Below are 10,326 nucleotides of genomic sequence, written 5' to 3'. Positions count from 1 at the left end.
ACCAGCACGAACAAGATCCCCTGCAACACCAGCCGGTCGTCCATCCGCGCCGGACCCGGCGTTCCCGGTGCCCGCTCCGGGAGTAGCGGTTGGATCACTGCCCACAACTGGTCGTCCACGATCGACGGTGCTGCCACGACGAAACATACTGCACTGCAACAGGAGTCAATGCCAATTATCCGAACCTGTTAGGAGCTCTTAACCGGCTTCCTCGGTCAGTTCCGTTGATATGCCCACTCTCGCTTTGTGGAGTTGGTCCATCAGGGCCGTTACCCTACTGCGATTCCGTACGGCGTCGCAGTTGCTGACATATCGGCGATGCTGGATGGTCGCCGAACGGGCCTGCGGTGGTCACCGCTCGGCGACGGTGGCGGGCCAGATTTCCCACTTGTTGCGCGAACCCCGGCGAACCTCTGCGTCGGGGTGCTCCGACTGGATCCGAGTGAGGCGTTCGATCACCTCGGCTATCGACATTTTCGACGGAAGAACCGCGATCGGTTGCGGTTTGGGAGCTTCCGGCTCTTTTTCGCGCCTGGCAGCGGCCAGAGCCCAAAATTCTTTTCGTACACCGTCGATGTGTTGCGCCCAGCGCGGCCAGGCCGGGCAAGGGCCTTGGTACCGAGCGAGGTGCCCAGACATCACGAAACCGTGCCAAGTCATAGGAGTCGCGCATTCGGAACACATGCTGTCCGCGTGCATGGGCGGTACGGCCACGAGCGCGTCGAGTTCCCCTCGGTCCTTGTTCAGTGTCTGTCGGATCTTGTTGCGTGCCGCGCGGTCGAGTCCCTTGGTCGCCAGCTCGGCCTCCGCCCGGCACGTCGATTCCCGCAGTTCGCCTACCCGTTGCTCGCGACGCAACTGGAACCGGGTCAGCGACATGCGCCGTCGGTCGGCGGGAAGTTGTCCGTATTCGTCGACCACGGTTTCGGGGTCACCGAGGAGCTGTTGGAGTTCGATCAGTTCGGTCTCCAGTACGCCGATTCGTTGCGAACATTCGGCGATGTCGTCGGCGCGCTTCTTCTGGGGCATCTTCGGGAACAGCTCTCCGGAGGCGAGCCCATCGCGTTGCTCGAGGTGATGAGTCAGCTGCGCTTGCGCTTCGAGGAGGCGAAGCCGGGCTGTCTCGCGAGCGTGGTCGAACTGCGGGATCCGGGATTTCCGTACCTGTTCCAGGTGCTCCCGTTCTGCCTTCCATTCCCTGTCCCATTCCTCCATCCCGGCATCGATGTCAGCGGCGGTTCGCGGTTCGAAGTCCGGTTCGGCGCGCGTCCACTGCTTGAAGATCTCGGTGGCGGAGGCGTATTCGTCGGCGCGGTCCTCGAGGATCCAGGGGTTCCAACGACTGTCGGCATGGAGTGCGACGATGAGAGTCCGCGCCGAGACGAACTGCTCTGCTGTTGCTGTCGCCCCAGGCCGGGGCTTCCACAGTAACCCGTCGTGCGCGATGACCTGGTCTGCCATCCGCCGAATCTAGATCAAATGTTGCCTGATCACGGTCAATTTCGGTATTTCCGGTCGAGGCGGACATCGCTGCCGATCGAGGAGAACCGAGAAGTGGTTTACCAGGACGGTGCGGCGGCACTGGGCGGCAATCAGTCACGGTTGACCACGATCGCGGGTCTGGACCCACATTCGTCCTCGGCGGCCGAGACGGTGGCCATTTCGGATCCCGCTGAACCCCGTAGGCGGTCATAGTGACCGAAATAGCAGACTGGGAGCGCCGACTTCAACGCGAACTTGCCGAGATCCGGGACATCGGTGCCAGACTGGCCGAGGACGTAGCGGCGGTGCGTGGTCGCGGTGAAGTGCACGGTGTCCTCATCGATGTCGACGCAAGTGGCGACATCACCAACCTCCACATCGCTCCCGATGCCATGCGCTGGAGCAGCAATCAACTCACCAACGTGCTGCTCGATTGCCATCGTAAAGCGCGAGCAGTCGCGAAAACCTCGGTCGACCGCTTGATCGAGAACTCCGATCCGCGCATTCGCGGCCGAATTCAACCCCTCCAGACGAAACCATCCCTCAACAATCGACAGCGGCGATCCTCGGAGGAGGAAATCGAAGCTGCCGATGATGCCTACTTCGCACGCAGGAACCGCGACGGATGGATGCGCGGCTGAAGTCGGCGTGACGGGGTCCCATCCGTACAACAACGCCCGGCTGGACTACCTGACCCCGGCCGGATACGAGACCGCCTACTACGCTCAACAACCACCATGCCGACCGGCGCGGGTTAGAAACCGAAGCTGGTCCCCAACTCGTGATTCCTCTGTATTTGTCAAGCGGCTTCGGCGGAGTCGGTCAGTGCGGCTGATGTGGGACGTCTTTCGTCTCGGATCATGGTCCGCCAGCACAGGTCGGCCAGGCGCCGCTTCAGACAACGTTTGGCTTGCTTCGGCGACTTGCCCTCGGCGAGCTTCTTGTCGTAGCGCGGCATCACCATTGGTGCGCACCTTTTCCGCGTAGATCGATTCCAGGCTGGTGAAGACTGCGTCGTCCCCGGTGGTGTGCACGGTCAGGATCGGTACCTGCGAGGCGCCGGTCGGGGCGAATTCGTTCATCTTGGTGATCGCCTGGGGATCGCTGGGTTCGACCCGGGGGGCGGCCTGGAGCGCGTCCAAGTCGTCCTCGATGCTCAGCCCGGCCTGCTTGCAGAGCGCGTCGACCTGGGCCTTCGCCCCGTGGCCGAGACCGCTGAACAGCTCGCGGTAGTCCCCCCGATGTTCCAGGAGAACGTCCCGCCCACCTTGGATTCCATGTCGGCACACACCGTCGCCTGGAACAATGCGAACGTCGTGCTGAGACTGTAGTACTGGTTGAGTTCCTGGGCCGCGTGGTCGGTGCTTGCGGGCTCGGATGTTTCGGGCTGCGACCACGTCGGCAGGGTGGTGAAGGACGCCGCGAGCGCGAGCCTTGCCCGGTAGCGAAATACTCGGCTTCGAATGGAATTCGTGACGACTGGGGTCAGACCAACAAAGGGCAGCGGTCCGCGTCGGCGCTGGACACGGGATGAGATTCAGTGGGTGCGGCCAGTCGGACCGGCAGGCTGGTCAAGCCATGGATCAGGAGGCTTTTTCGCCACGTCAGATCGCTGAATTCCCCGTCGAGCGATATCTCCGGGAACTTGGCCAGCAGTCGTGAGATCGCGGTGGTGGCCTCCACGCGGGCCAGGGTGGCGCCGAGACAGTGATGGATGCCGTGTCCGAAGGCAATGTGCCGGCTTTCGGGTCTTTCGAGGTCGATCCGGTCCGGGTCGGCGAACCGCGCCGGGTCGCGATTGGCAGCGGCGAGCGAGATCAGGATGAATTCGCCCGCGTCGATATCCGTACCGCCCAGTGTGATCGGGGCGGTGGTGTAGCGAGCCGTCGCCACGTGCAACGACCCGTGACAGCGCAGGATCTCCTCGAGATAGGCGGGTATTGCTTCGGGGTGGGTGCGCAACCGCTCGGCCGTTGCCGGATCGCGTAGTAGCTCCAGTACCGAGTTGCCGATGAGATTGACGGTGGTCTCATGCCCGGCTATCAACAGCAGGAGCAGCATGGCGATGAGTTCGTGTTCGTCCAGGCGGTCTTCGTGGTCTTTCGCGATGATCAGTTGGGAGAGTAGGTCGTCGCGGGGGTCGTCGGTGCGTTCGGCGATCAACTTCGTCAGGTATGTCAAGTAGCTGACCCCGGCGGCGGTGCGTTCCTCGATCGTGGCCGAGTCGCTGACGACGACGGCGGTCCACGAGCGGAACTCTTCCTTGTCGGCGTCGGGAACTCCGAGCAGTTCACAGATCACCGCGGTCGGCAGCCGGAATGCGTAGCTGTCGATGAGGTCGACGGTTGTTCGCGCGCTGATGTCATCGAGCAGGGTGTCGGCGATCGAGGTGATTCTCGGCTGGAGATCGCGGATGGCGGGACCGGCGAATGCCTTGGCCACGAGATGGCGCAGCCGGGTGTGCTGTGGCGGATCGGCGAACAACATGTTGTCGCTGATGGCGGTGTTGAACAACTCGGCAGCACCGTTTTTGGCCAGCACAGCCTGTCCCTCGGGCGACCCGATGCGTTTACTGATGGTCGGCTCCGCGAAGGCATGTTTGGCTACCTCGTGATCGACGATCAACCAGCCGAGTACACCGTCCAATCGAATTCGGTGCAGGGGACCGCGCTTACGCAGCGCCCGGTAGGTCGCATGCGGATCCTGGTAGAAGTCGTCGGTCAGTTCGAGGATTTCCATCGCGCCGGTCACCACCTACCGCCGGGTGAAAAGGCGGCCGAGCTCGAATCCATGTAGTGCACAGTCCCTCAGTCCTTTCGGCGAACGATCTGACTTGCGCGCGATGCCGTCCGGAACGAGTAATCAATCAGGAGTGCATCAGCGAGAGGTCGAGCAGTTTCGATCGGGTGAACCAGGAAGCCCCCTACAGGTTAGCCGTGGCCGCTGTCCACTAAACCTCCAACCACGTGACGCAGTCATGTGCAAGATCGGGGTGCGAGAGGTGAATTGCCGTGAACGGAGCGGGACGAGCCGTCAGGGGGATGGTAGGTGCCTGGCGGTGTGGGGGTCAAGGGTTCGCGTCCCCTTAACTCCACAGAAATAGCAGGTCGGGCCCGGTCAATGACCGGGCCCGACCTGTTTCTGAAGTCCTGACCCACGCAAACCCCCCGTTTTGGGTTGTGTGTCCGATTGCCGCAGTCTGCGGACGTTCCAGCGGCGGTTCTGACGCGCCGCAGCGGTCGGTGTGGCAGCGGTCGGCAACGGACCTTTCCATGGCCACCACTTGATCAGCCGCGCAGCCGTCGATGCCGCACCGAGTAGGCAGGACAGGGGCCTCGAACAACCGCGACTGGCTGCGCGGGCGCCTTGGTCAGACTCCTGTGCCTTGGCACGATGTCATTCGGATCATGGGCACTGACGAGCCCGCCGTCTCGATCGACATCATCTATCGAGCGCTCGATGCGGCGATTCGCAGGCAATTCGCGGCGACAATGGCAGCGGTTGCATCACGGCCTGCTCATTTCATGCGTTCCTCAAGTGCATCGAAGAAAGCGGCCACTGTCGCCTTTGCGTCACTTCGAACGAGTTCCACCCGTCGATATGGGCGAACAGGGCGTTCTGGGCCTCCTCGCGACTGCGCCACGAGTTGCGGTAGACCAGTTCGGTTTTCAGAGTGGAGAAGAAGTTCTCCATCAGCGCGTTATCGTAGGATTCACCGACCGATCCCATCGATTGTCGATCCCGTTGTCGGCCAACCGATTCGCGAACCGAAAAGCCGTGTAGGCCGATCCGCGATCGGAGTGATGGATCAACTGTCCGTCGCGGATATCGCGGGACCAGATGCCGTATCCCAGGGCGCCCTTGGAGAACGCGTCGGGGACCGCGGCCAGCCAGAACACACCTTCTCCGGTCGGGATGCGGGTGGCATCGGCGACCCACAACTTGTTCGGCGCATCAGCGGTGAAGTCGCGCTGCACCAGATCCGGTGCCGGCGTTGCGCGCCGGTCCTGACGAGTCGAGGATATTCGCCATCTCCGGCGCAGGAACCACCCTGTAACCCGGCCTGGCGCATCAATCGTTCGACCCCTCTGCGACCCACGTAGATCCCGCGCCGGGCCAGCGTGGCATGCACCCGCGGCGAGCCGTAGGTGCCGCCGGAACTGGTATGAACCTCGACGATCTCGGCCAACAGTCGCTCGATTCGGGCCAGCCACCTGTAATAGGTCGAGAACGCGATGCCCAGAACACGACGCCGTCACCCTGATCTACGCCCATACCCTGCGCGCGGAGGGCATCACCGTGAACGCGCTTTCCCCCGGGTTCTGCGCCACCGATCTCAACAACCACACCGGCGTCATCAGCGCAGCCGAGGGCGGCATCCACATCGCACGACAGATCATCACACCCGAGAACGACGCGACCGGGGTATTCCTCAACGAGAACGGGGGAACCTACCCCTGGTGAGACAATCGGTACCCGAGGAACACGAAACCGAACGGGACACCACGACGCAACGGTTCCAGCGCGCCGCCCGGCCCGCCGCGCGCACCGTGAAATACCGAAACCGATAGGACAGCCACCGAATTCGGCCGGAGGTCGAACCAGTCACTTCCCGGCCGGACGTTGAGTCGCCCGCGCCGGGCGGTGGGAGGACGGGGCACCGTCCATGCCCCGTCCTCCCGCAACCGTTCCCGCTCCTCTGCGCTCATGGCCCCGTACATCTCCGATCGCTATCCGGTCGAGGTCGCGAATTCGTCCGGACTCAGCCCACGCCCGCACTCCCCGCAATGGATCCTTCCCGGCATCGACCATGCCTCGCGGGAACCGATCTGCACCGACTGCGCCGGATTCAGCACTGGTTACCGATGTGCTCGCTACAACCGCGAAGACAAACTCCACGGCGGCCGCCTCTGCACCCGCTGCACCTTCTCCGACCGTCTCACCGAACTTCTCGATGACGGCACCGGGCGAATCCGGCCCGAACTCCTCCGGTTCGCCGAGCATATGCTCGCGATGAATTCGCCAGGGGGTCAGTCTTCAGGAGTTGCCGACAGTTGTTCCCCGGTCGACGAGCTGGCCAGCCCAAGCACCCCGACACTCTCGGCGGCCTCCTCAGGGACATCGGCATTGCCAACGTCGCGGCCCGAACCTCCGCCATGCGCCAGCGGTCGGCGGATAACCGGTTCACGAAACCCGGTGATTGAGGGCTGCTATCTGGACGTGTAGTATCCAGATTATGCGGATGGGCCAAGGTGTGGAGTGGGGTGCCCACTGCTGCTTGCTGATCGGGTGGCTCGGCGGCGAACAGGCAGTGCCGACCTCCAGACTGGCCGAGGCGTTCGAGCTGCCGACGGCCTACTTGAACAAGTGCCTACAGGCACTCTCGCGGGCGGGCATCCTGTCCTCGACGGCGGGCGCCAAAGGCGGGTTCCGCCTCGCCCGCCCGCTCGCCGAGATCACACTGCTCGACGTCGTCGTTGCGATCGAGGGCCCGGACGAGGCATTCCACTGCACCGAAATCCGGAAAAAGGGCATGGGAGCCGACCGGCCGCCCTCGGATTTCGTGCAGCCCTGCGGCATTTCCCGCGCCGTCCGCCGGGCGGAACTGAACTGGCGAGAAGAACTCGCCTCGCACACCCTGGCGGACCTTGCGCTCCAAGCGCCCACCGGCGCCGCGGCCGCCGCCGCACAATGGTTTGCCCGCTCCGGTAACTGAACATTGAATTCATGACCCGATTACTCTGAGCGAGGAAAATAAACGGTGTCTGAAACTTCGAATACTTCGGCGGACACGATGGTTGTCGATCCGAAGCCTGAAGGCCGCGGCCTCGACGTAACTCTGATATTGGCGCTCGGCACGTTCGCGGTGGGTACGGACGCGTTCATCGTGGCCGGATTCCTCCCGGACATGGCGGACGCGCTCGATATTTCCACCGCGATGGCGGGCCAGAGCGTGACGGCCTTCGCCGTCACCTACGCGGCGCTCGCACCGGTCATCGCGACGGTGACCGCGCGCGTGCCGAGACGGCGACTGCTGGTCGGCGCGCTGCTGGTCCTCTGCGCGGCCAACCTGCTCGCGGCGCTGGCGCCGACATTCGCGGTCATGCTGATCGGCAGGATCCTGTCGGCGGTCGGCGCCGCCGCCTACACCCCGACCGCCAGCGCCGTCAGCGCGTCGCTCGTCCGGCCCGAACTGCGGGCCAGAGCGCTGGCGGTGGTCATCGGCGGCCTCACCGTCGCCACCGCCCTCGGGGTTCCGCTCGGCAATCTGGCGGGCGAATTGCTCGGGTGGCGCAGCGCACTCGGCCTGGTGGCCGCGCTGTGCGCGGTCGGCGCCGTCGGGGTTTCGCTGATCATGCCCGCCCTGCCCGGAAATCCGCAGGTGCCGCTGAAGACCCGGCTGGCCGTGCTGCGCCGTCCCGCGGTGACGAGCGTGCTGTCGCTGACGATCTTCGGCATGACCGCGAGCTACACGGTCTACGCCTACAGCGTGCCCGCCTTCGAATCCGTGGGAGCGTCGGGCGGCTTCATGCCGATGGTGCTGTTCCTCTACGGCGTCGGCACCGTCATCGGGAACATCTGCGCGGGCTACTTCACCGATCGCATCGGGTCGGTGCGGGTGCTGACCATCGCCTATGTCGCGATGGCGGTCGGCTTGGCCGTGCTGGCCTGGCTGTCCGCCGCGGAAGCCGCCGTCGCCGTGCTCGCCGTCGTCCTCGCCCTGGTGTGGGGCGGGTCGAGTTGGGCACAGACTCCCCCGCAACAACATCGACTCATCGCCGAAGCACCCCAGGAAGCGCCTCTGGTCGTCTCACTGAATTCGTCATCCATCTATCTCGGAATCGGCGCCGGAACGGTATTGGGCGGCCTTTTCCTGCCGCTCGGCGCTCCGGCCGTCTTCGGCGCGGGCGCGGTGATCGCGGTGTTGTCCCTCGTGCTGCTCCGGGTGTCCGTCCTCGTCGGAAGAAAAGCATGACGGTATTCGGATCAACGACGTGAATGCGACCGAACGCCGACATGAATTGCCGGTCCGCCGTATTGACCGACACCCCCACTGTTGTTACGCTCATATTACGGATTGATCTCCGCGCCGCAAGGGGGAGGCGTCGGAAATGAATTGCCCGTGTGCGCGCGACGGAATTTTCTTCTGTCTCGGGTAGCCGTCGCGCCTGATTTCACGTTTCCACATCAATGGGTCACGATCTCGCATGAGGGAATAATTGGGGAGGCCATGAAAAGCACGGGCGTCGCGGTTACCGATAAACCGCTGGATACGGTCGTCCGCCGGCGGGAAACGACTACGAAGGGGACGCCGTTCGGTCGAACCGGCACCGGAACGGCGACGGGCCACCACGGCGAACTGCTCCAGGGCATGTTCCCGGGGGCCGACAGCAGGAATCACCGCGGACTGGTCACCCTGCCGCTGGTCGGATGGGAGAGCATCGCCTGCTTCCGGGCCGACATCGGTCCGGGGTCGGCGAGCGTAACGGTGTCGCCGCAAGGAAAGGAGAAGGCCCGCCGGGCCGCCGAGCTCACCGTAGAGCGCTGCGCCGCCCGCTCCGGCGCAGCGAAGGTCGACGGCCACCTGACCATCGACACCGCACTGGAGAGCGGTCTGGGGATGGGCGCGTCGACGTGCGATGTCGTCGCGTCGATTCGGGCCGTGGCGGACTGCTATCGCGTCCGGCTGTCGTCGGTCGAGGTCGGCGAGCTGAGCGTACTCGCCGAACACGCCTCGGACTCGATCATGATCGAGGACCTGGCGGTGTTGTTCGCACACCGCGAGGGCACGGTGCTGGAATACCTCGGCGCCGAATTGCCGCCCCTGGTCGTGGTCGGCTGCCTCGCGGGCGCCGAACGCGCCGTGGATACGTTGACCCTGCGCCCCGCCGAATTCGACCGCGACGAACTCGACCGGTTCCCCGTGCTGCTCGCGGCGCGGCGTCGCCACCGGCGACGTGGGACTCATCGGCCGCGTGGCCACCGCGAGCGCGCGCCTGAACCAGCGCTTCCTCGAGAAGCCGGAGTTGGAGACGTTGGTCGAGATCGCCGCCGAGCACGGCGCCGCGGGAGTTCAGGTGGCGCACAGCGGTTCGGTCGCGGGCGTGCTGTTCGACCCGACGCGGCGGCCGGGGTGGGCGGACGTCGAGCGGTGCGTGGAAGCCGTTGTGGCGGCGGGGATCACCTACACCACAACCTTCGACCCGACGGCCGTGAGGTCGGCGACATGACATCGACCAACGCATTCGCGGAGATCGTCGAGGCGACCGTCCGCCCGCAGGTGGTGCGACTCACCGCCAATCTCTACGGCGCGGTCTTCACCTTGATGAAACTCGTTCCGGCACGCTATATCCTGCGCCAGGCGGTCCAGCGCGGCGATATCGGTCCCGACACCCTGATCGTGGAAACCACCTCAGGCACTTTCGGTTTGGCCCTGGCGATGCAGGCCGCCCTGCTCGACCGGCGGCTCGTGCTGGTCAGCGATCCGGTGATGGACGAGAACCTGGCGCGGCGGTTGACCGACCTGGGCGCCGAGGTCGAGATCGTCCGCCACCTCGCGGCGGCGGGTGGCTACCAGGGGTCGCGACGCGACCAATATCGTCTACTTCCGCGTCGAAGGCACGACCGATCACGGCGATTTCGTGCGACTTTGCGCCGCAAGCGGACTCGCGCTGCTCGCGTTGGAGCCCGGCTGGGTGCGCGCGGTCTTCCACTCCGGTGTCAGCGCGGTGGAGACCGTCCGCGCGGCCGACATCGCGCTGACGACCGCGGAAACCGCCGCGTGATCGGCCACGAGCCGGAACCCGCGGGCGACGCGCCGCACGACGCCGGGCGCGTCGCCAG

Annotated in this window: 13 protein-coding genes and 2 pseudogenes; 8 read left to right on the top strand and 7 right to left on the bottom strand. The window is 64.8% G+C overall.

The window, feature by feature from the left end:
• Window positions 1–351: 351 nt before the first annotated feature.
• Complete coding sequence (locus APZ21_RS19730) at window positions 352–1,461, bottom strand: hypothetical protein (protein WP_054814830.1); 1,110 nt, start codon at window positions 1,459–1,461, stop codon at window positions 352–354.
• Window positions 1,462–1,694: 233 nt separating this feature from the next.
• On the opposite strand from APZ21_RS19730, the gene APZ21_RS19725 reads away from it, so the two are divergent.
• Window positions 1,695–2,123, top strand: a complete 429-nt coding sequence (locus tag APZ21_RS19725; protein WP_054814829.1) for a hypothetical protein — start codon at window positions 1,695–1,697, stop codon at window positions 2,121–2,123.
• A 158-nt stretch (window positions 2,124–2,281) separates the two neighbouring features.
• On the opposite strand, the gene APZ21_RS34220 is transcribed toward APZ21_RS19725, so the two are convergent.
• Entirely contained in the window at window positions 2,282–2,446 is a 165-nt protein-coding gene (locus APZ21_RS34220; protein ID WP_156371209.1) for a hypothetical protein, read from the bottom strand.
• A 238-nt stretch (window positions 2,447–2,684) separates the two neighbouring features.
• Here APZ21_RS34220 and APZ21_RS36030 point away from each other — a divergent pair, with 238 nt between their 5' ends.
• Window positions 2,685–2,813 (top strand): hypothetical protein, encoded by a 129-nt coding sequence (locus APZ21_RS36030; RefSeq protein ID WP_275426216.1) that lies wholly within the window; start codon window positions 2,685–2,687, stop codon window positions 2,811–2,813.
• A gap of 154 nt (window positions 2,814–2,967) precedes the next feature.
• Here the strand turns inward: APZ21_RS36030 and APZ21_RS19715 are convergent, their stop codons facing one another.
• The 4 genes and pseudogenes from APZ21_RS19715 to APZ21_RS36415 form a co-directional block, all read right to left on the bottom strand.
• The gene (locus APZ21_RS19715; RefSeq protein ID WP_054814827.1) at window positions 2,968–4,233 is read right to left on the bottom strand and encodes a cytochrome P450 family protein; all 1,266 of its coding nucleotides are present in this window, start codon (window positions 4,231–4,233) and stop codon (window positions 2,968–2,970) included.
• Window positions 4,234–5,004: 771 nt separating this feature from the next.
• The gene (locus APZ21_RS34215; RefSeq protein ID WP_239476724.1) at window positions 5,005–5,175 is read right to left on the bottom strand and encodes an IS3 family transposase; all 171 of its coding nucleotides are present in this window, start codon (window positions 5,173–5,175) and stop codon (window positions 5,005–5,007) included.
• Entirely contained in the window at window positions 5,175–5,459 is a 285-nt protein-coding gene (locus APZ21_RS35690) for a DDE-type integrase/transposase/recombinase (protein ID WP_239476723.1), read from the bottom strand. Before APZ21_RS35690 ends, APZ21_RS34215 begins: the two co-directional genes overlap by 1 nt.
• Window positions 5,460–5,542: 83 nt before the next feature.
• A pseudogene (locus tag APZ21_RS36415) lies at window positions 5,543–5,671 on the bottom strand (IS3 family transposase); the annotation flags it as partial.
• A gap of 110 nt (window positions 5,672–5,781) precedes the next feature.
• Between APZ21_RS36415 and APZ21_RS34205 the strand changes: the two are divergent.
• The 5 genes and pseudogenes from APZ21_RS34205 to APZ21_RS34195 all read left to right on the top strand — a co-directional run bounded on the left by APZ21_RS34205 (window position 5,782) and on the right by APZ21_RS34195 (window position 9,713).
• On the top strand, window positions 5,782–5,946 hold the full coding sequence (locus APZ21_RS34205; RefSeq protein WP_156371207.1) for a Rossmann-fold NAD(P)-binding domain-containing protein: 165 nt from the start codon (window positions 5,782–5,784) through the stop codon (window positions 5,944–5,946).
• A gap of 772 nt (window positions 5,947–6,718) precedes the next feature.
• Window positions 6,719–7,198 carry an RrF2 family transcriptional regulator gene (locus APZ21_RS19705; protein ID WP_054814826.1) on the top strand — a complete coding sequence of 160 codons (480 nt, stop codon included), beginning with the start codon at window positions 6,719–6,721 and terminating at the stop codon, window positions 7,196–7,198.
• A gap of 45 nt (window positions 7,199–7,243) precedes the next feature.
• Window positions 7,244–8,458 (top strand): MFS transporter, encoded by a 1,215-nt coding sequence (locus tag APZ21_RS19700; RefSeq protein ID WP_054814825.1) that lies wholly within the window; start codon window positions 7,244–7,246, stop codon window positions 8,456–8,458.
• Between the two features lie 255 nt (window positions 8,459–8,713).
• Window positions 8,714–9,157 (top strand): annotated as a pseudogene (locus APZ21_RS36410) (hypothetical protein); the annotation flags it as partial.
• A 301-nt stretch (window positions 9,158–9,458) separates the two neighbouring features.
• Complete coding sequence (locus tag APZ21_RS34195; RefSeq protein ID WP_162240362.1) at window positions 9,459–9,713, top strand: hypothetical protein; 255 nt, start codon at window positions 9,459–9,461, stop codon at window positions 9,711–9,713.
• Window positions 9,714–9,895: 182 nt separating this feature from the next.
• On the opposite strand, the gene APZ21_RS36405 is transcribed toward APZ21_RS34195, so the two are convergent.
• The gene (locus tag APZ21_RS36405; protein ID WP_156371206.1) at window positions 9,896–10,036 is read right to left on the bottom strand and encodes a hypothetical protein; all 141 of its coding nucleotides are present in this window, start codon (window positions 10,034–10,036) and stop codon (window positions 9,896–9,898) included.
• A gap of 13 nt (window positions 10,037–10,049) precedes the next feature.
• On the opposite strand from APZ21_RS36405, the gene APZ21_RS36400 reads away from it, so the two are divergent.
• Window positions 10,050–10,268 (top strand): hypothetical protein, encoded by a 219-nt coding sequence (locus APZ21_RS36400; protein WP_156371205.1) that lies wholly within the window; start codon window positions 10,050–10,052, stop codon window positions 10,266–10,268.
• Window positions 10,269–10,326: the final 58 nt, after the last annotated feature.

Origin of the sequence: Nocardia arizonensis (genome assembly GCF_001310275.1) — a bacterium.
In the GTDB taxonomy this organism is placed as follows: Bacteria; Actinomycetota; Actinomycetes; order Mycobacteriales; family Mycobacteriaceae; genus Nocardia; species Nocardia arizonensis.
Note: the sequence above shows the minus strand (reverse complement) of the source record. Positions and strands in the feature narration are given on the sequence as shown.

Excerpts from the sequence above, each read along its gene's own strand:
- APZ21_RS19730 (WP_054814830.1), bottom strand. The coding sequence starts at position 1,461 with ATGGCAGACCAGGTCATCGCGCACGACGGGTTACTGTGGAAGCCCCGG.
- APZ21_RS34220 (WP_156371209.1), bottom strand. The coding sequence starts at position 2,446 with ATGGTGATGCCGCGCTACGACAAGAAGCTCGCCGAGGGCAAGTCGCCG.
- APZ21_RS34215 (WP_239476724.1), bottom strand. The coding sequence starts at position 5,175 with ATGGAGAACTTCTTCTCCACTCTGAAAACCGAACTGGTCTACCGCAAC.
- APZ21_RS19705 (WP_054814826.1), top strand. The coding sequence starts at position 6,719 with ATGCGGATGGGCCAAGGTGTGGAGTGGGGTGCCCACTGCTGCTTGCTG.